Origin of the sequence: Streptomyces sp. NPDC048441 (assembly GCF_043200235.1) — a bacterium.
In the GTDB taxonomy this organism is placed as follows: domain Bacteria; phylum Actinomycetota; class Actinomycetes; order Streptomycetales; family Streptomycetaceae; genus Streptomyces.
Genome location: NZ_JBICXM010000009.1, coordinates 190,053 through 214,630, shown reverse-complemented (window position 1 = coordinate 214,630; position 24,578 = coordinate 190,053). Strand labels below are relative to the sequence as shown.

General features: G+C 70.3%; 19 protein-coding genes. 14 read left to right on the top strand and 5 right to left on the bottom strand.

The window, feature by feature from the left end:
- Nucleotides 1-24: 24 nt before the first annotated feature.
- The 3 genes from ACGFSB_RS23420 to ACGFSB_RS23410 are packed head-to-tail and all read right to left on the bottom strand — an operon-like array spanning nt 25 to nt 3,215.
- Entirely contained in the window at nt 25-927 is a 903-nt protein-coding gene (locus ACGFSB_RS23420) for a sugar ABC transporter permease (protein WP_393402776.1), read from the bottom strand.
- A 5-nt stretch (nt 928-932) separates the two neighbouring features.
- A complete protein-coding gene (locus ACGFSB_RS23415; RefSeq protein WP_393402442.1) occupies nt 933-1,943 on the bottom strand; it encodes a carbohydrate ABC transporter permease in 1,011 nt (336 codons plus the stop codon).
- Nucleotides 1,944-3,215 carry an extracellular solute-binding protein gene (locus tag ACGFSB_RS23410; protein ID WP_393402439.1) on the bottom strand — a complete coding sequence of 424 codons (1,272 nt, stop codon included), beginning with the start codon at nt 3,213-3,215 and terminating at the stop codon, nt 1,944-1,946. It lies immediately after the preceding gene.
- 383 nt (nt 3,216-3,598) lie between these two features.
- Between ACGFSB_RS23410 and ACGFSB_RS23405 the strand changes: the two genes are divergently transcribed.
- On the top strand, nt 3,599-4,639 hold the full coding sequence (locus ACGFSB_RS23405; RefSeq protein WP_393402437.1) for a LacI family DNA-binding transcriptional regulator: 1,041 nt from the start codon (nt 3,599-3,601) through the stop codon (nt 4,637-4,639).
- Nucleotides 4,640-4,666: 27 nt separating this feature from the next.
- Here the strand turns inward: ACGFSB_RS23405 and rfbB are convergent, their stop codons facing one another.
- Both rfbB and ACGFSB_RS23395 read right to left on the bottom strand, forming a co-directional pair.
- Nucleotides 4,667-5,659 (bottom strand): dTDP-glucose 4,6-dehydratase, encoded by a 993-nt coding sequence (rfbB, locus tag ACGFSB_RS23400; RefSeq protein WP_393402434.1) that lies wholly within the window; start codon nt 5,657-5,659, stop codon nt 4,667-4,669.
- Nucleotides 5,660-5,681: 22 nt separating this feature from the next.
- The gene (locus ACGFSB_RS23395; protein ID WP_393402773.1) at nt 5,682-6,749 is read right to left on the bottom strand and encodes a glucose-1-phosphate thymidylyltransferase; all 1,068 of its coding nucleotides are present in this window, start codon (nt 6,747-6,749) and stop codon (nt 5,682-5,684) included.
- 251 nt (nt 6,750-7,000) lie between these two features.
- Here ACGFSB_RS23395 and ACGFSB_RS23390 point away from each other — a divergent pair, with 251 nt between their 5' ends.
- The 13 genes from ACGFSB_RS23390 to ACGFSB_RS23330 are packed head-to-tail and all read left to right on the top strand — an operon-like array spanning nt 7,001 to nt 24,472.
- Nucleotides 7,001-8,293 (top strand): aspartate aminotransferase family protein, encoded by a 1,293-nt coding sequence (locus tag ACGFSB_RS23390; RefSeq protein ID WP_393402432.1) that lies wholly within the window; start codon nt 7,001-7,003, stop codon nt 8,291-8,293.
- The gene (locus ACGFSB_RS23385; RefSeq protein ID WP_393402429.1) at nt 8,290-9,381 is read left to right on the top strand and encodes an ATP-binding cassette domain-containing protein; all 1,092 of its coding nucleotides are present in this window, start codon (nt 8,290-8,292) and stop codon (nt 9,379-9,381) included. Before ACGFSB_RS23390 ends, ACGFSB_RS23385 begins: the two co-directional genes overlap by 4 nt.
- Nucleotides 9,378-10,193: an ABC transporter permease gene (locus ACGFSB_RS23380; protein ID WP_393402427.1), complete on the top strand. Its 816-nt coding sequence runs from the start codon at nt 9,378-9,380 to the stop codon at nt 10,191-10,193. Before ACGFSB_RS23385 ends, ACGFSB_RS23380 begins: the two co-directional genes overlap by 4 nt.
- Entirely contained in the window at nt 10,190-10,990 is an 801-nt protein-coding gene (locus ACGFSB_RS23375) for an ABC transporter permease (protein WP_393402424.1), read from the top strand. The genes ACGFSB_RS23380 and ACGFSB_RS23375 overlap by 4 nt, the downstream gene beginning before the upstream one ends.
- A gap of 8 nt (nt 10,991-10,998) precedes the next feature.
- Nucleotides 10,999-12,519, top strand: a complete 1,521-nt coding sequence (locus ACGFSB_RS23370) for a hypothetical protein (protein WP_393402422.1) — start codon at nt 10,999-11,001, stop codon at nt 12,517-12,519.
- A 2-nt stretch (nt 12,520-12,521) separates the two neighbouring features.
- Nucleotides 12,522-14,633 (top strand): glycosyltransferase, encoded by a 2,112-nt coding sequence (locus ACGFSB_RS23365; protein WP_393402419.1) that lies wholly within the window; start codon nt 12,522-12,524, stop codon nt 14,631-14,633.
- The gene (locus ACGFSB_RS23360; protein WP_393402416.1) at nt 14,626-15,810 is read left to right on the top strand and encodes a sugar phosphate nucleotidyltransferase; all 1,185 of its coding nucleotides are present in this window, start codon (nt 14,626-14,628) and stop codon (nt 15,808-15,810) included. Before ACGFSB_RS23365 ends, ACGFSB_RS23360 begins: the two co-directional genes overlap by 8 nt.
- Before the next feature lie 2 nt (nt 15,811-15,812).
- Nucleotides 15,813-18,875 carry a Cof-type HAD-IIB family hydrolase gene (locus ACGFSB_RS23355; RefSeq protein WP_393402414.1) on the top strand — a complete coding sequence of 1,021 codons (3,063 nt, stop codon included), beginning with the start codon at nt 15,813-15,815 and terminating at the stop codon, nt 18,873-18,875.
- Nucleotides 18,872-20,977 carry a 4-alpha-glucanotransferase gene (gene malQ, locus ACGFSB_RS23350; RefSeq protein WP_393402411.1) on the top strand — a complete coding sequence of 702 codons (2,106 nt, stop codon included), beginning with the start codon at nt 18,872-18,874 and terminating at the stop codon, nt 20,975-20,977. The genes ACGFSB_RS23355 and malQ overlap by 4 nt, the downstream gene beginning before the upstream one ends.
- On the top strand, nt 20,937-22,121 hold the full coding sequence (locus ACGFSB_RS23345; protein ID WP_393402408.1) for a sedoheptulose 7-phosphate cyclase: 1,185 nt from the start codon (nt 20,937-20,939) through the stop codon (nt 22,119-22,121). The genes malQ and ACGFSB_RS23345 overlap by 41 nt, the downstream gene beginning before the upstream one ends.
- The gene (locus ACGFSB_RS23340) at nt 22,118-22,534 is read left to right on the top strand and encodes a cupin domain-containing protein (RefSeq protein ID WP_393402406.1); all 417 of its coding nucleotides are present in this window, start codon (nt 22,118-22,120) and stop codon (nt 22,532-22,534) included. The genes ACGFSB_RS23345 and ACGFSB_RS23340 overlap by 4 nt, the downstream gene beginning before the upstream one ends.
- A complete protein-coding gene (locus ACGFSB_RS23335; RefSeq protein ID WP_393402404.1) occupies nt 22,491-23,555 on the top strand; it encodes an ROK family protein in 1,065 nt (354 codons plus the stop codon). The genes ACGFSB_RS23340 and ACGFSB_RS23335 overlap by 44 nt, the downstream gene beginning before the upstream one ends.
- Nucleotides 23,552-24,472, top strand: a complete 921-nt coding sequence (locus tag ACGFSB_RS23330) for a sugar nucleotide-binding protein (RefSeq protein ID WP_393402402.1) — start codon at nt 23,552-23,554, stop codon at nt 24,470-24,472. The genes ACGFSB_RS23335 and ACGFSB_RS23330 overlap by 4 nt, the downstream gene beginning before the upstream one ends.
- The last annotated feature ends 106 nt before the right edge of the window (nt 24,473-24,578 follow it).

The window sequence follows — 24,578 nt, the reverse complement described above, 5'->3', positions numbered from 1 at the left end:
GTTACGGAGGGGGTGCGTGCCGCGTCAGGACTTCGTCGCGCCGGCCGTCAGGCCGGAGACGAGGTGGCGCTGGGCGAAGCCGAAGATCACCGCGGCGGGTACCGCGACGATCACGGCAGCGGCCGTCAGCGAACCCCAGTCGCTGGTGTACTGATTGACGAAGGTCTGCAGGCCGCCCGCCAGGGTGAGGTTCTCCTCGCCGGTCATGAAGGCGGAGGCGTAGGCGACTTCGGCCCACCCGGTGATGAAGGCGTAGAAGCCGGTGACGGCCAGGCCGGGCTTGGCCAGCGGCACGATGAGCCGCCAGAAGGTGCCGAACGGGTTGAGCCCGTCAACGCGCCCGGCTTCGTCGATCTCCACCGGGATGGTGTCGAAGTACCCCTTCATCATCCAGGCGCAGAACGGCACGGCGATCGTCAGATAGGTGACGACCAGACCGATGGGCTGATTCAGCAGGCCCAGACTGGCGAGGAGGTTGTAGAGCGGCACGATGAGCACCGCGACGGGGAACATCTGGGTGATGAGCAGGAGCCACATGAGCGGGCGCATACCGGGGAACCTGAAGCGGCTGACGGCGTATCCGGTGGTCGCGGAGATGAAGACGCCGATCACGGTGGTCAGTCCCACGACGAACAGGGAGTTGCCGAGCCAGCTCAGGAACTCGGTGTCGTTGACGACGTGGTCGTAATTGCCGAACGTGAAGTCCTTGACCAGGGTGGTGGAGAACGCCTCACTCGTCGGCTTGAACGAGGTGATGAGCAGCCACAGCGGCGGAAGCACCGCGATGGCGGAGGCGATCAGCAGAGCCAGGTGGAGCGCGACCGAGGCGAGCGGCCCGCGTTCGCCGCGCTCCCTGACCTTCGCCTTCGGCCGGTTCTCGACCTTCGCCTTCGGCCGGTTCTTGGACGAGGTCTTCCCGTTGGTCATGGTGGTCACCACACTTCTCCCTGCTTGCGGAGCGCGCGGCGGTAGACCACCGCGAAGAGCGAAAGGAGCAGCAGAATGATGACGCCCCAGGCCGCGGATCCCGCGAAGTCACGGGGGCTGACCACGAACGAGAGCCGATAGGCGTACGTCACCAGGATCTCGGTGGCGTCTCCGGGACCGCCCCGCGTGAGCAGGAAGATCACCGGGAACATGTTGAACGTCCAGATGCCGCTGATCAGGATCACTGTGCTGCTGACGGACCGCAGGCCCGGCAGGGTGATGTGCCGGAAGCGCTGCCAGGCGCTCGCGCCGTCCATCTCGGCGGCCTCGTACAGCTCGCCGGGGATGGACTGGAGCCCGCCGAGCATGGCGACCAGCATGAACGGGACGCCGAGCCAGACGTTGACGGTGATCACCGAGAGCTTGGCCCAGGTGGGGTCGTTGAGCCACGGGATCGCGTCGATTCCACCGCCGGCCAGGATCTTGTTGAGGATGCCGTTCTTCTCGTTGAAGATCAGCCGCCAGGTGAAGACGGAGACGAAAGCGGGTACCGCCCAGGGCAGGATCAGCGCCATCCGGTAGAAGGAGCGCCCCGCCAGCTTGCGGTTGAGCATGTTCGCGAGGAGCAGGCCGATCCCGAAGGACAGCGCGACACAGGAGACGGTCCAGATGACGGTCCAGGTCAGCCGGTCCCAGAAGACGCCGTCGGAGAAGACCGCGGTGTAGTTGTCCAGGCCGACGGACTTGTACGTCGCCGGGATGTGGTTGACACCGATGGTGCGCTCGACGTTCGCCTCGTTGGCGTCGGTCGTCGACAGATAGAGGCCGCGCACCAGCGGGTAGCCGATGATCACGCCGATCACGGCCACCACGGGGGCGACCATGGCCCAGGCGTACCAGTGGGTGGACAGCGCCCTGCGCAGCCGTCCGGGGGTCTTGCCGGTCCGCTGGCCGCGGCCGCGGACGCTGTGGGCGTCCGCGGCCTCGGCCAGCGACTGGCTGCTGTCAACAGCCATTTACTTGTAGTCCTTCAGCAGCTTGCGGTAGGCGTCGCCGACACCCTTCGCCCCGTCCTCGGGCGAGGTCTTGCCGCTGAGCACCTTCTCCATCTGCAGCCGGATCGGCTCGAAGAGGGCGTTGGCCTGGGGAATCCACGGCCGCTCCACGGACTTGTCCACGGCCGGCTTGAAGAACTGCACCATCTGGTTGTCCTTGACGGACTTGACGTCGTACACGGAGGTGCGGGTCGGCAGCAGGCTCAGCTTCTCGGTGGTCTGCTGCTGGATCTTCGCCGAGCTCATGTACTTGATGAACTCGTAGCTCGCGTCGAGGTTCTTGGAGCCCGCGTAGGCCGCGAGGTTCCAGCCGCCCTGCGGGGACGCCTGCCGCTTGCTGCCGGCGGGGACCGGAGCGATGCCGAGGTTGCTCTTGTCGCTCTTGAACTCCTTGCCCTTCAGGGCGCCCTCGATGGACCAAGGACCGTCGATCGCCATCGCGACGTCGCCGTCCTTGAAGGCGTTCAGCTGGTTGTTGTAGCCGTCGCTCGCGTCGGTGGTCGCCGCCTTGGAGTCGACCAGGTCCTTCATGACACCGAACGCGGCCGCGCCCTCGGCGTCATCGGCGGTGATCTTCTTGTTCTTGGTGTCGAGGAGGTCGCCGCCCTCTCCGTAGAGGTACGGGAGGTAGTAGTACGGGTCGTCGCCGCGCAGGTAGAGGCCGGTCTTGCCGGACTTCGACTTGATCTTCTTCGCGGCGCTCTTCACCTCGTCGATGCTCTTGGGCGCCTCGACACCGGCATCCTTGAGCATCTTCTTGTTGTAGAAGAGCGCCAGGGTGTCGATGGTCTGCGGGGCGGCGTAGGTCTTGCCCTTGAACTTGGTGCTCGCCGCGGCCTGCGGGAGGAAGTCGTCCGCCTTGTCGAGCGCGGGGGTGCCCTCGAGCGGGGCGAGGTAACCGAGGTTGGCGAAGTCCGCGACCCAGGCGACCTCGGTGCGCATCACGTCGGGGGCGCCAGAGTTGCCGCCCGCGGCGTTCTTGAACTTGGCGTTGGCCTCGCCGAACGCGACGCTCACGTAGTTGACCTTGACGTCCGGGTGGAGCTTCTCGAAGCCCTTGGCCAGCTTCTCGTAGGTCCCCTTCTCCGCATCGTTCGAGGTGTCCCAGAAAGTGACGGTTCCGGAGAGCTTGCCCGAACCCTTGCTGCCACTGTCGCTGTCGTCACCACCGCACGCTGCCGCCGTCAAGGTCAGGGCCGCGACCAGCGCGGTGGCCCCTATGCCACGCCGCATGTGAACTCCTTCAACTGAACCCGAGACAAGGGGAGGCGGAACCCCGCCCAGGGGTGCCTCCTACGAGCCGCACTGGACGCGGCGCCGGGTTGCCAGGGAACGTAACAGGATTGAAAAGCGCCCGAAAGACCTTGCGGGAATTTTCTGCAAGGCCTGCTGATCGTTACCGCTGCGTGTCCTTACAGTTGCCGTCACGGCGCTTGACACGCCTCTGGTGGGGCCCCTGCCCCGCCAGGCACCCCGTGTCAGGTCCCCCATGTCAGCAGGCCTCCCATGGCAGCACGTCTCCCATGACAGTCCTGCAAGCGTCTTGCAGAGATGGTCCTTTCTGCAAGTTTCCGCAGTCAGTGGGCAATCCGGTGGATGACCGGTACAGTCCAGCCATGACCGCACGGCTCGTCGACATCGCAGCACAGGCAGGGGTCAGCGAAGCCACGGTGAGCCGCGTACTCAACGGCAAGCCCGGTGTGGCGGCGACCACCCGCGAATCCGTCCTGGCCGCGCTCGACGTGCTCGGCTTCGAGCGCCCCACGCGACTGCGCCACCGCAGCAGTGCCGGTCTGATCGGCCTGATCACGCCCGAGCTCGACAACCCGATCTTCCCCGCGCTCGCCCAGGTCATCGCGCAGGCCCTGACCCGCCAGGGCTACACACCCGTTCTCGCCACCCAGACCCCCGGCGGCTCCACCGAGGACGAGCTCACCGACATGCTGGTGGACCGCGGCGTCTCCGGGATCATCTTCGTCTCAGGGCTGCATGCCGACACCACCGCCGACATGGAGCGCTACGAAGTCCTGCGGGGCAAGGGCGTGCCCTACGTCCTGGTCAACGGCTTCTCCTCGAAGGTGCAGGCACCTTTCATCTCCACGGACGACCGGGCCGCGGCGCGCCTGGCCGTCACTCATCTCGCCTCTCTCGGGCATACGCGCATCGGCCTCGCCGTCGGCCCCAAGCGCTTTGTGCCCGTCCTTCGCAAGATCGAGGGCTTCCAGATCGGTATGCGGGAACGCCTCGGGATGTCGGCCGAGGACTCCGAGCAGCTGATCGAGCACTCCCTCTACACCTTGGAGGGCGGGCAGGCCGCGGCGGGCACCTTGATCGGCCGCGGCTGTACGGCGATCGTGTGCGCCAGCGACATGATGGCGCTCGGCGCGGTCCGTGCCGCCAGGGAACGGGACTTGGAGGTGCCGCGGGACATCTCGGTCGTCGGCTACGACGACTCCCCGCTCATCGCGTTCACCGATCCCCCGCTGACCACCATCCGCCAGCCGGTCCAGGCGATGGGCCAGGCCTCGGTCCGTACGCTGCTCGAGGAGATCGGCGGGACGCCCGCCCCCCACAGCGAGTTCGTCTTCATGCCGGAGCTCGTGGTGCGCGAATCGACCGCCTCCGGACGGCAGACGCAGGGCAGCCGCTCCGCCTGAAGCGGGACGGACGGCGCCGGGTCCGGTCTATCGGGCCGCGAGCAGCGGCTGCCACCACGAGCGGTTGTGCCGGTACCACCGGGCGGTGTCGGCGAGGCTCGTCTCGAAGTCGGCGCCCGGACGGTAACCGAGCTCAGCGCTGATCTTGGTGTGGTCCACCGCGTACCGGCGATCGTGCCCCTTGCGGTCGGTGACGTGGGCGATGCGTCCGGGGTCGGCCCCGCACAGGGTGAGCAGTCGGCGGGTCAGTTCCAGGTTGGTCAGTGACGTACCGCCGCCGATGTTGTAGATCTCGCCGGGCCGCCCCGCGGTGCGGACCAGTTCCAGGCCACGGACATGGTCCTCGATGTGCAGCCAGTCCCGCACCTGAAGCCCGTCGCCGTAGACCGGCACGCTCTCACCGCTCAGCAGGGCGGCCAGAAAACGGGGGATGACCTTCTCCGGGTGCTGATGGGGGCCGAAGTTGTTGGAGCAGCGGGTGACTCTGACATCGAGGCCGTGCGTACGGTGGTGGGCCAGGGCGATCAGATCGGCGGCGGCCTTCGACGCCGCGTACGGGGAGTTGGGCCGCAGCGGGGACTCCTCGGTCGCGGCGCCGTGCGGGATGGAGCCGTACACCTCGTCCGTGGAGACCTGGAGGAAGGTGCGCACCCCGTGCCGGAGCGCGGCGTCGAGCAGCGTCTGGGTGCCGAGCACATTGGTGCGGGTGAAGCCGGAGCCGTCCTCGATGGAGCGGTCCACGTGGGACTCCGCCGCGAAGTGCACGATCTGCTGGTGGCCGGCCACCAGCGTGCCGACCAGATCCGCGTCGCAGACGCTGCCGTGCACGAAGGTGAAATCGGGGTGGCCGCGCACCGCTTCGAGGCGGGTGAGGCTTCCCGCGTAGGTCAGGTTGTCCAGGACGGTCACCGCGCCCGCGCCGCCGGTGAGGCCGGACGGTCCTTCGGGGCCGAGCAGCGTACGGACATAGGCGGAACCGATGAAGCCCGCGCCGCCGGTGACAAGGATGCTTGCGTTCATGGGCTCATCTCACCTGTGGCGTTCATGGAGTCAGCTGCACTCTGCTGTGGTCGCCGATGACGAGCCGGTGGGCTCCGTGCAGCCGCGGCGCGGGGGACACGACAGCGCCCCGGCCGATGAGCGATGCCTCGATGCGGGAGGCGCCCTCGACGGCCGCGCCGCGCAACAGCACCGAGTACTCGATGGCGCTGTCCTCGACGCGGCAGTCCTCGGCGATGGACGTGTAAGGGCCGATACGGGAGTTGCTGACGACGGTGCCCGCGCCGATCACCACGGGGCCCACCACGCGTGAACCCCGGACGACGGCCCCCTCGGCCACCCGTACCCGGCCGATGAGCGTGCTGGCTGGATCGACCTTGCCGTCGATCCCGCCCTCCATGCCGTCCAGCACCTGACGGTTCACCTCCAGGAGGTCGTCGACACTGCCGGTGTCCCGCCACGGGCGCGATGTGGTCTCGGCGCCCACGCGCATACCGCGGCCGATCATCCACTGCACGGCATCGGTGATCTCCAGTTCACCACGGGCGGACGGCGTGATCGCCCGCACCGCTTCGTGGACCGCCGCGCTGAAGACGTACACGCCGATGAGGGCGAGGTCGCTGCGTGGCCGGTCCGGTTTCTCCTCCAGGCGCAGGACACGGCCCCGCCCGTCGAGCTCGGCGACGCCGAACGACGTGGGGTCGGCCACCGGGGTGAGCAGCAGCCGAGCGGCGTCGGGGTGTGCCACGGCCCGCTCGACGAATCCGGTGAGGCCTTCCTGGAGGTAGTTGTCACCGAGGTAGAGGAGGAAGTCGTCGTCGCCGAGGAACTCCCGGGCGATCAGCACCGCGTGGGCCAGGCCCAGCGGTCGTTCCTGGTGCAGATAGGTCACCCGAAGGCCGAAGGCCGAGCCGTCGGCGACGGCCTCGCGGATCTCTGCTCCATGACGGCCGACGACGATGGCGGTCTCCTGGATGCCCGCCTCGGCGATGGCTTCCAAGCCGTAGAAGAGCACGGGTTTGTTCGCGATGGGCAGCAGCTGCTTGGCACTGGTGAAGGTGAAGGGCCGCAGTCTGCTGCCCGTTCCGCCCGCCAGGACCAGAGCCTTCAAGAAAGCCACCCGTACAGCGGGGCGGCAAGGGGATGTGCTCTCACAGGTCCCTCCTCGCACTCGAAGCGGCCCTTCGACTCAACCAGAGCGCGCCATGGCATCGCAAGACGTGGCTGAAATTTTCTGAAATCTCTTGCCAAGCTTGCGACGGCTTGTTTGACTCAGTCCCGCATCGCCGGTCCCACCGCCCAACTGCGGTACCTGACGGCGCAGTTGGCATCGCAGTTCGGACAACGACTGGGGGGGCGGCAGTGACAGGTCACCGGCAGCGCGCACAGCTCGACAGGGAAGCTCCGCATCTGGCACCCGGCGCCTCGGAGGAAACAGCCATCGGCCGGCGCGTCTTCGCCCACGGCCAGGGCTCCGTCCTTACGGACCTGGACGGCAACGAATACCTCGACTTCGCCGCGGGCACCCTCACCCAGTCGCTCGGCCACTGCCATCCCGAGGTCGTCGACGCGCTCACCGCACAGGCCTCCCGGCTCTGGAACGTGCACGACGCCGCGACCGATGGCCGGGACCAACTCCTCGATCTGCTGGCCAGGTCGCTGCCCGGCCACCTCGACACGTACGCGTTCTTCTCCACCGGCGCCGAGGCCGTCGAGGCCGCGCTGCGCGTGGTGCAGGCGACCGCTCCTCCGGGCCGGAACCGCATCGGGGCGCTGCGTCACGGCTTCCACGGCAAGACGATGGGCGCCCGGATGCTGGTGCACTGGGACATCGGCAACCAGGCCTTCGCCGGAAACAGCGTCCTCGGCTACTCCCCGTACTGCTACCGCTGCCCGCTCGACCTGGAGTACCCCTCGTGCGGGGTGCGTTGCGCCTCGCTCGTGCGCAAGCACATCGCGGAGAAGCCGAACGTCTCGGCGCTCGTCTTCGAGCCGGTGCTCGGCGCCGCCGGTGTGATCGTCCCGCCACCCGGCTACTGGGAGCAGATCGCGGAGGCGTGCCACGAGAACGGCGTCCTGCTCGTCGCCGACGAGGTGCTGACCGGGGGCGGCCGAACCGGCTCCTTCCTCGCGACCGAACTGCTCGGCGTGGAGGCCGACTTGGTGGTGATGTCCAAGGGCATGGCGAACGGCTTCCCGTTCGCGGTGCTCGCCGGACGTGCGGAGCTGCTGCGCTCTCCGGCCGCCGCGGGGGCCGGTTCGTACGCCTCCACGTATGCGAGCAACCCCCTCGGCATCGCCGCCGCCCGCGCCACACTCGAAGTCGTCGAACGCGACGGTCTTGCCGAACGGGTGCGCCTGCTAGGTGAGTTGCTCGACGAAAGACTCCGTGCGCTGCACGCGCGCTTCGAGCACCTCGGTGACGTACGCGGGCTCGGACTGCTTTTCGGCCTCGAGTTCGTCACCGACCGGCAGAGCCGCACCCCGGCACCCGAGATCGCGCGCGCCGTCTACAGCGCCGCCCTCGACCTGGGCCTCCGGACCGCGATCGGCGGTCACATCATCCGGCTCGCCCCGCCGTTCACGCTGGACGAGGCGCTCCTGGACGAAGGGGTCAAGATTCTAGAGAAGGCCATCGAGCAGGTGACTTCGTGAGCAGCATCACTGAGAACGCGGAGAACGCCGAGCACGTGATCGTCGCGGAGAATCTGACCAAGGAATTCCGCATCACCGAACGGAAACCCGGGCTCCTCGGCTCCCTCGCCACCCTCTTCACCCGCGAACACCGGATCGTACGGGCCGTGGACGGGGTCTCCTTCAAGATCCCCGCCGGGTCCAAGACCGCGTACATCGGCGCCAATGGAGCCGGGAAGTCCACCACGATCAAGATGCTGACCGGCATCATGACGCCCACATCGGGGCGCTGTCTGGTCGCCGGGATCGAGCCCTACCGCAAACGGCAGCTCAACGCCCGCTCCATCGGCGTCGTCTTCGGCCAGCGCAGCCAGCTGTGGTGGGACCTGTCGGTGCCCGACTCGTTCCGCATCCTGCGCCGGATCTACGACATTCCCGAGCCGGTCTACCGCCGCAACCTCCGCCTCTACCGAGAGCTTCTCGACATCGATGCCCTGGGCACCACGCCCGTACGGCAGTTGAGCCTCGGCCAGCGGATGCGCGCGGAGATCGCGGCGAGCCTGTTGCACGATCCGGCCGTCGTCTTCTGGGACGAGCCGACCATCGGCCTCGACATGGTCCTCAAGGAAGCGGTACGGGTCCTGGTCAACCGCGCCAACCGTGAGCTCGGCACCACCGTGGTGCTCACCAGCCACGACATCTCCGACATCGCGGCGATCTGCGACAGCGCCCTGGTCGTCGACCGCGGCCGGGTGGTCCACCAGGGCACCATCCAGGACCTTCTGCGCACCGCCGACCGGCGCTGCGTCACCTTCGACCACCGTGACCCGCTTCCCTCGCGGGCCGCTCTGGAACAGATCGAGCGCGGCCTTCCCGGCGTGCGCGCGAGCGAGGGTGACGGCGGGCGGATCCGGGTCGACTACCCGGTGGAGCTCTTCTCCTCGCGGCAGGTGCTCGCCTTTCTCCTTGACCGATTCGACCTCACCGACTGCTACGCCCCCGAGCCGGACCTGGAGGACGTACTGCGGCGGATCTACGGGCGCGGTGACCAAGGCGCTGGCCAAGGCGAAGACCAGGTCACCGCGAGCGTCGGGAGCGGTGCCGCATGAGCGTGGCCACGAGAGCCCGCCGCTACGTGCCGTTCGCCACCGGCGGCCTCCAGTCGCTCCTCCAGTACCGCTCGATGTTCTTCGTCACCGGAGTGACCGCCGCGGCGGGCGCCGCGGTCACCGTCTTCCTGTGGCGGGCCGTGTACGCGGACTCGAACGGCGCTGGACCCGGCGGGTTCACGACAGCGGGCATCACCACGTATCTGCTGGTGGCACAGGTGCTTCAGGTCCTTCACAGCAACCGCGTCGACGACGAGGTGGCCGCAGAGGTCTATCGCGGCGATGTCGCGGTGATGCTGGTGCGCCCCGTCAGCTATCCCCTGATGCGGTTCGCCGCCTGTCTGCCGGTCGTCGCGGCCAACGCCCTCCTCGTCGGCGTCCCCGTCCTGCTCCTCTTCTCGCTCCTGGTGCCGCTGACGGCGCCCCGCCCAGGGGACGCCGCGCTGTTCACCGTCTCCACCGTCCTCTCGGTGCTCATCGCCTTCTGCGTGAATCTGCTGACCGGCATGACCGGATTCCTCACCACCAACACCTGGGGGGTGCGGATGGTGAAGCAGAGCGTGGTCGCCTTCTTCGCCGGTCAGCTGGTGCCGATCGCGCTGATGCCGGGGCCGCTGGCGGCCGTCGCCCTGGCGCTGCCCTTCCGGGGGATGGTCGACGGGCCGCTGACCCTGCTGCTCGGCCGGTACGAGGGTGTGGCCGGGGCCGCGGGCGTACTGGCCCAGCAACTGGGCTGGGTCGCCGGTCTCGCCCTCCTGTCCGCGGTGCTGTGGCGGGCCGCCATCGGCCGTCTCGAGGTGCTCGGCGGATGACTCGCACCGCACTGCGCTACCTCCGTCTCTCCTGGTTCCTCGGCGGCGTCGGCCTGCACCGCCTCGCCGCCTACCGCCTCGACTTCCTGCTCGGCGCCGGGGCGTTCCTGGTGCGGGTCGGCATCCAGACGGCCGTGGTGGGCCTGGTCTTCCGCCAGGTCCCCGCGGTGGGCGGCTGGTCGTACCACGAAGTGCTCTTCCTGCTCGGCTTCTCCCTGCTGCCGCGCGGCCTCGACCATCTCTTCACCGACCAGCTGTGGGAACTGAGCCGCAAGCTGGTGCAGCGCGGCGAGTTCTACCGCTATCTGATCCGGCCGGTGAACCCGCTGTTCTCGCTGCTCTCCGAGCGCTTCTTCCACCCGGACGGCCTGGGTGAACTGATCGTCGGCGCGGTGCTCGTCGGCTGGGCGGGCTCCGAGCTCGATCTGGACCTGACCGCGACCCAGTGGGCGCTCACGCCGCTCCTCGTCCTGTGCGGGGCGCTGATCCACACCGCCGTGAAGCTGTTCTTCGCCTCGCTGTCCTTCTGGACCGTGACGAGCCTGCCCGCCATGTACGCGGCGAGCCAGGTGTCGGAGTTCGCCGCCTACCCGCTGGACATCTACCACTCCTCGCTGCGCGCGCTGCTCACCTGGGTGCTGCCGTTCGCCTTCACCTCCTATGTGCCGGCCGCCTATCTGCTGACCGGCAGGCCCGGCCTGGTGATGTGGCTGCCCGTGGTGACGGCAGGGGCCGTGCTTCTCGCCCTCGCGGTGTGGCGGCGCGGCATCAACACATTCGAAATGACCGGGAGTTGAGACGCCGCATGATCCGCAATGACGATCTCGAGCCACTGCTGCGCACCGCACCCTGGATGTCCGAGGACGGGCGCAGGGCCGAGCGGTACGAACGCGTCGACCATGCCGTGCTCGGCTCCGCCGCGCTTCTCCTCGTGGTCGCCGCGGTCGGAGGACCCGCGGCCGGGCAGCGGTTCTTCATCCCCGTACGGCCCCGGAGCGCGCGGGCCACGCTCGGGGTGAGTGGACCGCGGGGCGTCGAAGAGGCGCTCGGCACCGAGGAGTTCAACGCCGCCGTGGTGACCCGGGCCTTCTCCGGCGGGCAGCTGCCCACGGCACGCGGCGGCACCGTGCGGTTTCGCGGGGCGGGCGGTGCGGTCCGGGAGGTGCGCAGGCTGCCCTTCGAGCAGGGCTGGTCGTCCAACGCCCTGTCCCTCATGGACATCGGCGGCGTTCCGCACATCCACAAGACGTACCGCAGGCTCGACGGGGGCGTCCGCGAACCGGAGTTGCTGCGGCGCATGAGCGGCACCGGGCACACCCCCGAATGGGCCGGCGACTACACCTACACGGATCCCGCCACGGGCACCCGGCACCCACTGGGGGTGATCTACCGCTACGCGCCGGGCGACGGCGTCGACGTACCGCTGCGGGAGAACCTGCGGTCGCTGTGGCCACGGCTCGCCGAGGCCGAGGGACCGCCCGCCGATGTGGTGCGGTCGCATCTCCTTCCGCTGGAGCGGCGGCTCCGCGCGGCGGGTGACTTCCTGCACGCCTTCCACCGCGACCTGGCCGCCCGCCTCGGCCGTCAGGTCCCCGTGGAGTACCCCGTCGACGAGGCGCTGGCGCGTGCCTCCGGCCGGGTCCGCACACTGGCGGAGGCCGATGTGGCCCTGCCCGCGGCCTCACGGAAGGCTTCCTTCGCCGCTCTGGATGCCGAACTCGCCGCACTTCGCGTGGTGTTCGACCGGGCGGGCGTCGTCCTGGGTGCCGGTCCCTGTCACGGCGATCTGCATCTGTCCCATCTGCTGTGCGGCCCCGATCCCGGTGCCGAAGGCACCTGGCGGATGAACGTCATCGACCTCTCCACACCCGCGCTCGGCCCCGACGAACCGGGGTGGGCCGCGCAGTCGCCGCTTCAGGACCTCGTCGCCGTCCAGCGTGCCCTCGAGTACTTCGCGGCCGACGAAGCGGCGTACGAGAGCGCACGGCGCCTCGGCGTCGACTCGCTGGAGACGATGCGCGGGGCGCTGGACGGCGCCCCCGGGTGGGCGCCCGCTGACCGGGCCGTACTGCGCCAGGTGTTCCACACGGCCGACGTGTGGCGCGAGCGCGCCCTGCGGCTGCTGCTCGGCCCGACCGCCGAAAGCCCGCTGCGGCGCCTGCTCTATCTGCGGCGGCTTCTCCATGAGCTCGCCTACAACTGCGCCCACGCACGCCCGTACCACGCCGCGATCGACCTGCGCCACGCACTCGCGCTCGGCGACGCACGCACCCCGGCCCTTTCGACCGCCGCTTCGTCCGCTGCTTCGACCTCTGCGAGGACGTGACCGTGACCGAACCGACCGACCCGCGCCTGCACATCGTCGAGACGTACTTCGAGTGCTGCGGCTTCGACCACACCTTCCTCCAGGGCGGCACCTCGGTGTACCTGTGGAACCTCTCCCGCGCCTTCGCCGCGCGCGGTCACCGGGTCTCCATCGTCACCCCGGCACACGGCAGGCTCGACGACCTGCGGGAGCGGTACGAGGTCGAGGACCTGCCGTACGACGACGTCCACACCCTGCCGATCGTCCTCGATCCGCAGGTGTGGCGGGGCTTCCCTGCCGAGGTTTCCCTCGAGCTGCGCACCACCGCCCACCGCATCCGGCTCGACGGCGTCGATCTGTACTTCCTCGCCGACGCGTATCTGAACCAGCTGCCGGACACCTTCTATCCGCCGTACTCCGCCAAGGGGCGGGACCTGGTGTTCTTCAAGCCTCTCGTCTTCCAGGCGGACAGCGTGCGGTTCCTGCGCAGTTGGTTCGGCGACGAGAAGGCCCTGGTCCACACCCATGAGCCGTACTACCACTACCTGTTGCCCGCCGCGCTGCGCGACGACCCGTCGAAGCTGGTCGTCAGCAATGTGCAGAGCAATATGCCGATCACCAAGAAGGTGTACGCACCCGAGGTGCGGCGGCTGTTCGACGTACTCGGCGTGGACGTCGAGCTGCCCGCCCCGGACCCCGTCGGCGATGCTGGCGCCCCTCCCGAGGTGATCCGCCAGTACCAGCAGCTCACGCATCTGCACTACGACTACCCGCCGGACCACGTGCCGATCTACGAACTGACCGCCGAACACGCCGACTTGATCGACTTTCTCTCCGAAGGCCAGCTGGATTTCTACGCGTCCTTCCGGGACACCCCCTTCGAGCAGCTCTTCGCCCGGCTGCCGATCGCCGGGGTCGTGCGGCGCAACGCGCACAAGATGTTCGTGGGCGGCTGCGCGATCTCCGACGAGTGGCTCGGCTGGGATCCCGCGGACGTCGACCGGGAGAAGGTGCTCGGCGGTCTCGGCCTCGACCCCGCGCTGCCCATGTTCTTCCACAACGCGCGCTACGCGGTGCACCACAAGGGCCAGGTGGAACTGCTGCGCGCCGTGGACCGCGTACTGACCGACGGGCTCGCGGCCAACTTCGTCGTGCGGTGCATCTCCGGCGACGGCATCGACGATCCCTACTTCCACGAGGTCGCCCGCAGGCACGCGGGGCGGCTGCACCTGGAGTGGGAACGCGTGGAAGAGCGGCGGGTGTTCGCCTACGCCGCCGCCGCGGACTTCTGCCTCTTCCCTTCCAAGTTCGAGATGGACACCTTCCTCATCGCGCAGGGCGAGGCGATGGCGGTCGGCGCGGTTCCCATCGCCACGGACCAGCGGGGAATGGCCCACTTCCGGCACGCGGAAGGACCGGACACCACGACCGGCTTCGCGGTGAACCGGTCGTTCGCCGAGGACGACGAACTGCTCACCTCCGCGCTCACCGACCGGATCAGGGAAGCGGTGACACTGTGGACCGAAGACCCTTCCCGCTACCGGGAGTTGGCGCGGCGGGCCGCCGCCGTCGCGCGCGTCTTCACCTGGGAACACTGCGCGGACCTGCACCTTGCGGCCTTCACCCGTCTGTGGCGCGGTGAGCCGGTCGGCCTCGACACCGAACGGGCCCTGCACCACGGCTGGCTGGACCTTCTGCCCGACGACGCGCTCACCACGGGCGCTGCGGTCGAGCACGGCGACATCGCGGCGTACGAACGGTGTGCACCGCTGGACGGCGACGCCGCACGGCGCATCTTCCGCGCCGCGTGGGAACGGGCCGACTTCGTCACCTGTGAGCGCGTGGCGGAACGCGTCCCGGATGCCCTGCCCGAAGCGGAGGTGGCACGCCTGCGCACCCGCTGCGTGCCCCTCGCGGACGGGCGGATCGGCTACCGCCTTCCGCACGCCGAGCGCGTCGAGCTTGTCGTACCCACCCCGCGGAACGGATCGGCCCGTGCGCTGCCCGACGTACGGCCACTGACACCCACCGCCGCCGGAGAGTTCGAGGGACCGGCATCGGAGCACCCCGGCGCCCGGCTACTCCTGACCCTGTCCTCTGGGCGTGTGACCTGGGACGAGGTGCGGCATGGCTGAGGCGGGCGTGGTGCGGACCGTGCTCCTCGCGGGCGGCGAGGGCAGACGCATGGGGGCGCTCGGCGCGGGACGGCTCAAGCCGCTCGTGCCGTACGGCGGCGCGTGCCGTCTGATCGACTTCAGCCTGGCCAACGCGCGGGCCTCGGGTCTCGGTGAGGTCCTGCTGCTCTCCCAGCACGAGGAGCGGCAGCTGATGGACGACCTGCACGGGGTGTGGAACACGGCGCCGGACTTCCGCGTGCGCTTCGGCCCGTACGACCGTGCGTACCAGCGGGCCGGACGGGGTCTTCCCACCGAACTGCCCGACCGGACCTGGCCGTTGGAACGCGGCACGGCCGATGCCCTGATCCGCAAGAGCGAGTACGTCTTCGGGGACGGCGCCGATCACGTCCTGGTCCTGCACGCCGACCACGTGTACCGCTTCGACTACGGGCCGCTGATCGAGGGGCACCTGGCGTCGGGTGCGGCCCTGACCCTTGCGTACCAGCGCATCGAGCCGCGCTGGGTGCATCTGTTCGGCATGGTCGACTTCGACGCCGAAGGGCATCTGACGGCGTTCGTCGAGAAGCCGGAAGCCCCCACGAGCGACCTGGTCTTCGCGGCGTTCTGCGTCTTCGACGCCCGTGTCCTTCGGCGCCATCTGGAGCTCCTCGACGGCACGGACTGGCAGCACGACATCAGCAGGGACGTGATCCCGGCGATGCTCGCGGCCGGTGAGGACATCCGCGGATACGAGGTCGCTGGCCACTGGGAGGACATCGGCACCGTCGAGCGGTACCACCGCGCACATCTCGCCCTGGCCGCGGCACCGGCGCCCGGTCTTCACGGCCTTCACGGCCTTCACGGCCTTCACGGTCTTCACGGTCTTCCCGTCGAGCGGATGCCGTGGACCCTCGCACCGGAGGTGCCGCGCGCACGGGTGGGCGAAGGGCCCGGGGTGCGTCACTCGGTGGTTCCGGCCGACCTGGTCAACGACGGCCTGGTCGAGGACAGCGTGCTCTTTCCCGGCGTACGGATCGGGGCGGGCGCACGGGTGCGGCACAGCGTCGTCCTGCCCGGCGCCGCGGTCCCGCCGGGCTCCGACATCGCATCGGCGGTGGTCCTTGAGGACGGCACGGTCCAGCAGGTCGCGCAGAGCCACCGGGTGCCACCGGGTCGCACAGTGAGGGAACGGTAATCGTGCACATCATCCAGGTCTCCTTCGAATGCGGCGGCTTCGACAGCCGGCTGATGCGCGGCGGGCTCTCGCCGCTCGTATGGAATCTGTCGCGCGCCTACGCGGCGCGCGGCCACCGCGTCTCCGTCATCACCCCGGCACACGGCCTCGTGGACACGCTGCGGGACAGCTTCGAGATCGAGGAGGTGGACTACCGCCGCGAGCACGCGGTGCCACTGGTCCTCGACCCCAAGGTGTGGCCGGACCATCCGGACGAGATCACCCTTGAACTGACCACGCGCGCGCACCGGCTCCGGCTCGACGGTGTGGACGTCTACTTCCTGTCCAACGCGTATCTGGATCTGCTCCCTGACCGCCTCTACCCGCCGCCGAGCACGGAAGGGCGGGACCTGTCCCACTTCAAACCGCTGGTCTTCCAGGTGGACGCGCTGCGCTTCATCGACGAGTGCGCCGCCGGTGAACCCGCCGTGGTGCACGGCTTCGAGCCGTACTACCACTCTCTGCTGCCCCCGGTGCTCGCCGCCGATCCACTGCTGCGGACCGCCGTCACCGTGGCGGCCAACGCCCCGGTCACGCAGAAGATCTACCGGCCCCAGGTGGAGCGCCTGCTCGACCTGTTCGGTGTCCGCGACCAGGTGGATCTCGACGCGCTCGACGCTCCCCCGCTCACCGAGGACAGTGCCACCGCCGTGATGTCCCGGGCGCTTGCCGGCACCAGGATGCATGCCGAGTACGGCCCGGATCATGTCGGCCTCTTCCCGCTGATCGCCGCGCACGCCGACCTCGTCGACTTCGTGTCACCCGGTCAGCGCGCGTACTACAGCACCTTCCGCGACACCCCGATGGAAACGCTGTTCCACACCCTGCCGATCGCCGGACAGCTGCGCGAACAGGCCCACAAGCTGCTCCTGGGCGGCTGCGGCATCGCGGACAGCTGGCTGGCGCGGGATCCGGGCGACGTCGACCGGGAGCAGATCCTCCGCTCGCTCGGGCTCGACCCCGCGCGGCCCGTCTTCTACCACGCGGCTCGCTACGCGGTGCATCACAAGGGGCAGCTGGAGCTGATGCGGGCCGTCGAGGAAGTCATCGCCACCGATCCCGAGATCAGCTTCGTCATCCGCTGCTCGACCGGCCGGGGCGGTCAGGAGCCGACGGGCTCGGCCAACGCGTACTTCCAGGAGATCGCCGACCGCCATCCGGACCAGGTCCATCTGGACTGGCGGCTCGCCGACGAGGACACGCTCTTCGCACATGCCTCCTGCGCCGACTTCTGTGTCTACCCGTCCAAGTTCGAGCTGGACGGCTTCCTGATCGCCCAGGCGGAGGCCATGGCGTGCGGGGCGGTGCCGGTCGCCACGGCCCAGCAGGTCACCGGGCACTTCCGGCACACACTGCCGCTCGCGGACCCGGCAGCGACCGGCTTCTCCGTTCGCGGTTCGTTCCGCGACGACGATCCGGGGCTCGCGCGGGACCTCGCCGAGCGCATCCGTGAGGCCGCCGCGGTGTTCCGGCAGGACCCCGGCACCTACGCCCGTCTGTCCGCCAACGCCCGCGGCACGGCACGGGAGTTCACCTGGTCACGCAGCGCCGGGCAACACCTCGCGGCGTTCGAAGCCCTGCTGCGGGGAGAGAGGCGGCCGTTCCCCGCGGAGGAGGCCATCCGGTACGGCTGGTTCGGTCAACTGCCCGACGCGGCCTGGTCCGAGCACCGTGACCTCATCGCGCGCACCGCCGCCGAACTGGGCGACCTGGCGGCCTACGGCCGTGTCGCCACGCTGGACGGGGCCGCGTACGAGCGCCTCTTCGATGCCGCCCACGGGCGTGCGGACTTCGCCCGCTGCTCGGAAGTGGCTCACGCCGCGGACCGCCAGGACCTGAAGGACCGGGTCCATGACCGCTGCCGGGTGGCACGCTCACCCGACGGCGCCCTGACCGTCACCTACGTCCACCCCGGGGTGGAGCGGGTCGAGGTCGTGGCGGGCACGGGCCGTGCCACGGAAGCGCCGGGCGCGGTGGCGCTGGAGTCCGCCGCCGAGGCCCTGGCATCCGACGAGGCCGTGCCGTCGGGCAGTGGTGCCTCGTTCGTTCCGCTCGGGCAGGTCGGGCCGGTCGGCGCGGGAGTCTTCCGGGGGCGCCTCGACGGGCCGCCGGTCGGCCGTGAGCTCGTGATGATGCTGACGCTGCGCTCGGGGCGGGTCACCTGGGACACCGTCCCGGTCACGGAGCCGCCCTTCCGTGTCGTCGCCACCGACCTGGACGGCACCCTGCTCCGCAGCGACTTGTCCGTCTCCGAGCGCACGCGCCGGGCCCTCGCCCTGGTCGAGGGGGCGGGCGCGCATCATCTGGTCGTCACCGGACGCCCCGCCACGGCCTGCAAGGAGTTCCTGGCCGCGCTCGGCTATCAGGGCCTTGCCGTCTGCGGGCAGGGCGCCCAGCTGTACGACGCCGCCGCCGACCGTCTGCTCGACTCCGCCTCGCTCGACCGTGACCTGGCCCGCCGGGTGGTCGACCGGGTCGAGGCGGCGCTCGGCGTCCTCGAACTCGGTGTCGTCACGGCTCCGCCCGAGAGCCGGTTCAAGGTCACACCCGGTTTCGGCGAGCGTGTCCGGCACGGCTGGGACGTCACGACCGACCGGGCTCAGCTGTGGGCCTCGCCCATCGACAAGCTGGTACTGCATCACCCCCTGGTGCCCGAGGATGAACTGACCGCCACCGTGCGCGAGTTGTTCGGTGACGAGGTCTCCGTGGTGCACTCGGTGAAGGGCATGGTGGAGGTCCTTCCGCCCGGTGTCACCAAGGGCTCGGGGGTCGAACGGGCCGCGAGGCTCCTGGGGTTCACGGCCGCGGACACCATCGCCTTCGGCGACATGCCCAATGACATCCCGCTGCTCGCCTGGGCGGGCCACGGCGTGGCCGTCGGCAACGCGCACCCCGAGCTGCGCGCGATGGCCGACGAGACGGCTCCCGGCAACGACGACGACGGGGTCGCGGCCGTCCTGGAGCGACTCTTCGAGCCCGCTTCCCGCCCTCCCCGCCACGCCGATGACGCCGGGGCCCGCCCATGACCGACGCCCTCGTCGAACTCGCGCGCGCCCACGGTGTGGCCACTGGCTACACCACCGACCGGGGCCGTCGCGTCCCGGTCTCCCCCGACACTCTCGTCGCCGTTCTCACCGCCTGCGGGGTGGACGCCTCCACCGAGCGTGCGGCGCGCGACGCCCTTGACGCCCACCGGCGCGAGCTGTCCGGGCGGCTGCTGCCTCCCTGTGTCGTGACCCGCGCCCACAGCGGCGGCCTGACGCTCCCTCTGGAAGGGGACGTCCAGGTTGAGTTGGAGGGCGGCGGCCTGACGACCCCGGACACGCCTCTGCCGCCCGGCCGACACACCCTGCACATGCGCACAGCACACCGGAGCGCCCGCACCCCACTGCTCGCGGTCCCCGACCGCCTCGCCCTGCCCGAGCGCCGCACCTGGGGCTTCCTCGTCCAGCTCTACTCCGTCCTCTCGCGCCGCTCATGGGGCATGGGCGACCTGACCGACCTCGCCGATCTCGCCGCCTGGTCGGGGCGCGCCCTGGGAGCCGGTTTCGTCCAGCTCGGCCCCCTGCACGCCGCTACTCCGGGGCCGCTGCCCGACCCGTCGCCGTACCGTCCGAGCTCGCGCCGCTTCCCCGACCCGATGCATGTACGGGTGGAGGCGGTGCCGGAGTACGCGTACCTCGGCCCAGCGCCGCGCGCCCGCGTGGATGCCCTGGCCGCCCGCGCCCGTGCACTCAACGAAGCTGTTCTGAGCGGCAGTTCACTCATCGACCGCGAAGCCGTCCGGGCCCTCAAGCACCAGGCCCTGGGTGCCGTGCACGAGGTTCAGCTCTCCCCCGGCCGCGCGGCGGCCTTCGAGGCCTTCGCCGGACGCGAGGGTCAGGGGCTCGTCGACTTCGCCACCTGGTGCGCCCTGGCCGAGGTGCACGGCGGCACATGGCGGTCCTGGCCCGTCGAGCTGCGCGATCCGAACTCCCCTGCCGTGGCGCGCGCCCGTGCGGAGCTCGCCGAACGCTTCGCGTTCCACCGCTGGCTCGCGTGGATCACCGACGAGCAGCTCGCCGCCGCGCAGTCGGCGGCGAAGACCGCGGGCATGGAGATCGGCCTCGTCCACGACCTGGCGGTCGGGGTCTCGCCCGACGGCGCCGACGCCTGGGCGCTGCGGCACTGCCTGGCCGCCGGGATGAGCGTCGGCGCGCCGCCGGACGACTTCAACCCGCACGGCCAGGACTGGGGTCAGCCGCCCTGGCGTCCCGACGCCCTCGCCGCCGAGGGCTACCGGCCCTTCGCCGAGCTGCTGCGCGCGGGCCTGCGGCACGCGGGAGCACTGCGGGTCGACCATGTGATGGGCCTGTTCCGGCTGTGGTGGGTTCCCGAGGGGCGCCCGCCGTCCGAGGGGACGTACGTCCGCTACGACGGTGACGCCATGCTGGGAGTCCTCGCCCTTGAGGCGCACCGCGCGGGCGCGATGGTGATCGGCGAGGACCTGGGCACGGTCGAGGAAGGGGTACGCGAGCGGCTCGCCGCACGCGGCGTCATCGGCACCTCCGTACAGCGCTTCGAGTATCTCGGCGGCAGCGAGGGCCGGCACGGCCCGTTGCCGCCCGAGCAGTGGCGCACGACCTGTCTGGCCACGCTGACCACCCACGATCTGCCGAGCACCGCGGCCTGGCTCACCGGGGAGCATGTGGAACTCCGGGAGCGGCTCGGCCTGTTGACCCGCCCGGCGGCGGAGGAGAAGGCGGAGGCAGCCGCCGAGCGCGACGGCTGGCTGACCGAGCTCGAGCGCCTCGGCCTGCTGCCGTCGCCCGACGGCGAGGTGGCGGCCCTGCACCGGTTCCTGCGGCTCACCCCGGCCCTGATGCTCGGCGTCTGGCTGCCGGACGCGACCGGTGACCTGCGCCCGCAGAACCTTCCAGGCACCGCCACGGTGCACCCCAACTGGCGGCTCCCGGTGGCGGATCAGCGGGGCCGCCCGGTCCCGCTCGAAGAGCTGCCGCAGTCGCCCCTCGTACAGACGATCGCCCGCGTATTCGCGGATCTGGAACCACACCGCACAGAGAACCGAACGAAGATCGGGGAGAGAGATGGCGAGCCAGGTACTTGCCGGGGCCGAGGGCGTCCGTGAGGACGCCGGAGGCTTCGACCTGCACGCACCGGACGGCACCGACTACCGGGTCGACGTCACCGACGGGGTCTTCTCCCCGGATAATCCGCTCCTTGCCCGCTACCTGGAGGGGCGCCGCGTGGTGGCCTTCGTCGGCCCCACGGTGGACCGCCTCTATGGACGGCAACTGCGCGCGTACCTCGGCGCACACCTGGATCCGGACCACTGGAGCGTCCACCCCATCCCCTCCGGGGAGCACAACAAATCACTCGTCTCCGCCGAGAAGGTGTGCGCCACGGCCAAGGCCGCCGGGCTCGACCGGCATGGCGTGATGCTCGCGGTGGGGGGTGGCATCGTCGCGGACATCGTCGGTTTCGCCGCCTCCATGTACGCGCGCGGCATCCGGTACATCAAGGTCAACACCACACTGGTGGGCCAGGTGGACGTCGGTGTCGGCGTCAAGACCGGGGTCAACGGCCTGCACACGAAGAACATGTTCGGCGCCTATCACCCCGCCCACGCCTCGCTGAACGACCCGGAGCTCCTCGACACCCTGCCCGCCCGCGAGATCCGCTGCGGCCTCGCCGAGATCGTGAAGATGGCGGTGATACTCGACGGCGATCTGTTCCGGGCCCTGGAGCGGCACCCGGACGTCTTCCGACGCCCCGGCCACCGGGCGAACGCGGAGCTTGAGACCTACGTCCTGCGCACCTCCATGCGGCTGATGATGGAGGAGCTCTGCCCCAATCTGCGGGAGCACGATCTCGCGCGCCTGGTGGACTTCGGCCACACCTTCAGTCCCGTGATCGAAACGGCGGGAGGCCATCGCCTGGAACACGGTGAGGCGGTCGCCGTCGACATGGCGCTCTCCGCGCACCTGGCACGGCTGCTCGGCCTCGCCGACACGGAGACCTGCGAGCGCGTCATCACGCTCATCGAACGGATCGGGCTTCCTGTGTACGACGCGTCGACCTGCACGCCCGACCAGATGACGCAGGCCCTGCGGGCCTCCTGGCAGCGCCGGGGCCGCAGGCTCCATCTGGTGGTTCCCACCAGCATCGGCAAGGCGGCCTTCGTCGACGACCTGGAGGACATCCCGGAGGAGACCCTGCGGGCGGCCCTCGACGCACTGGCCTCCCGGGCCGCGAAAGGAGCGGCACGATGACCGGACGTGTACCGGACGCCGAAACGCGCGTACCGAACATCCGAGAGCTCCTGTCGGGCAAGGAGCACGACCACGGCGGACTCGGCACGATCCTGGCGCACCGCGTGTTCTCCCGCCGACCGGGCGCTCCTGGCGCGGAGTTCATCGATCTGGCCGTGCTCCCGCCCGGCACCTCCATCGGCCGCCACCGGCATGGCGCCGACCATGAGACGTACATCGTGCTCACCGGAAGCGGCTTGATGTACCGGGACGGCGAGGAGTTCCGGGTCGGCCCGGGAGACGTCGTCGTCAACCGCCCCTACGGCGAGCACGGGCTGCTCAACGACCGCGCCGCCGACCTGCACCTGCTGGTCTTCGAGGAGGAACTCCGTGGCCACGACCACGACCACGACCATGCCGATGCCGACCACTGAGCCCGCGTTCACGGTCGTCGACGTGGGCGGAACCACACTCCGGGTGGGGAGTTACTCCCCCGCCACCGGAGAGGTCACCCGCGTCCGCAGGCTGCCCGTCGACGGCATGGCCCAGGATCCGGACGCCCCCGTGTCCGTACTGCAGGAGCGGGTGGTCGAGCAGATCGTGCGCGAGGTCACCCGGCACACGGCCGACCTGGCGCCGCGCCCCGTCGGGGTCGCCTTCGCCGGGCCCATCACGGCGGACGGCCTGGTACTCGCCGCGCCGACGGTGTGGGGGCGGCGCGGCGACCCGCTGCCGCTCGGCGGCCTGCTCACCCAGCGGCTCGGCACACCGGCCGTCGTCGTCAACGACCTCACGGCGGCGGCGTGGCGTTACGCGGCCACGGAGCCGGAGCCGTTCTGTCTGCTGACCGTCAGCTCGGGCATCGGGAACAAGGTCTTCCGGGACGGCGACGTCCTCCTCGACGCCGCGGGGCACGGCGGTGAACTCGGCCACTGGGTCTGCGATCCCTCGCCCGACGCGCCGCTCTGCGACTGCGGAGGACGCGGGCATCTGGGCGCCATCGCCTCCGGCCGCGGTGTTCTCGCCGCGGCACGCCGCGCGGCGGTCGCCGACCCCGTCGGCTTCGCCGGGTCCCGCCTCGCGGCGCTGTGCGCGGGGCACGCCGGGCGCATAGAGAATCCGCCGCTTGCCAAGGCGCTGACCGAGGGTGACCCCTTCTCCACCGGCGTCCTGCGGGCCGCCCTGGTGCACCTCGCCCAGGCGGTGTGTGCCGTCTTCACCTCGGTAGGGGTGTGCCGCTACATCGTGGTGGGCGGCTTCGCCCTTGCCGTCGGCGAGCGCTACCGGCAGCTCCTGGTCGAGGAGTTGGTGCGCCAGGGCTGCTTCGGCCTCACCCCGGACCGGATCGACGCCATGGTCGCGCTCGGCGCGGCCGACGACGACCACGGCCTGATCGGCGCGGGCCGCCTGCTCGCGTCCCGGAGCATGGCGCTTTCGGGGCAGGCCACGGGATGACGGGGGTTCGTACGCTCATCGTCGGCAGTGGATTCGTCGGGACCGGGATCGCCCGCCGCCTCGTCGCGACGGGCGACACGGTGACGCTCGTCTCGCGCGGGCGTCCAGTGGATGCCCCGGAGCGGTACGGGGCCCGCTGGAGCGCCCTCGACGCCACCGATCCGGAGGCCTGCGACGGTCTCGTGGCACAGCTGCGCCCGCGGCGGATCGTCCTGGTGCACGGCCCCTCGGACGTCACCTGGTGCGAGGCGAACGCCGCGGAAGCGGACGCCGCCCACTCCGCCGTGGTAGCCAACTTTGCCCGAGTGGGCGGGAGTTCAAGGGTGATCATGATCTCGACCGACAACGTCTTCGACGGCAGCTCACCGGACAACGCCGAGCACACCCCCGTCTCCCCGGCGAACGCCTACGGCCGCGCCAAGCGCCACGCCGAGGAACTGCTGCTCGCCGAGGCCGCCGACGCCGTCGCGCTGCGCGTCAGCCTCGTGTACGGACACGAGCCCGTGGACGCGGGCAAGTGGCTCAACTTCTTCGCCGCGTGCGCCCACCGGCTGCGCGACGGCCAGCCGGTCGAGGCCCCCGACGACCACTGGACGACGCCGGTGCATGTCGACGACGTGGCCGAGGTGGTGGCCGCGCTCCTCACCACCGGGGAACCGCTCCCCCCGGTGCTCCACCTGGGCGGCCCCGACCGGGTCACCCGCGCCGAGTGGGCCACGGTGATCGCCCGAGCCCTGGGCATCCAGGGCGACCTGGTGATCCCCGTCCCGAAGGCTCGCAGCCGCTATGCGTCCCGGCCGCGGAACGCCTGCCTGACCAGCGGTCTCCTGTCGGAGCTGGTCGCGACCCGCGGCATCCCGATCCGGGGGGTGGGGGAAGGCGCCCGCGACCTGGTGTCCGCGTTCGCCTCCCCCTGAATAGCTGAGCGGGCTCCCCTCAGGTGCTCCTCAGCCCACGCCGGTGGCGCCGAGCAGTGACCCGTCGGTGGCGCGTTGGGTGGCCAGGAGCTGGCGGGCCCGCCGG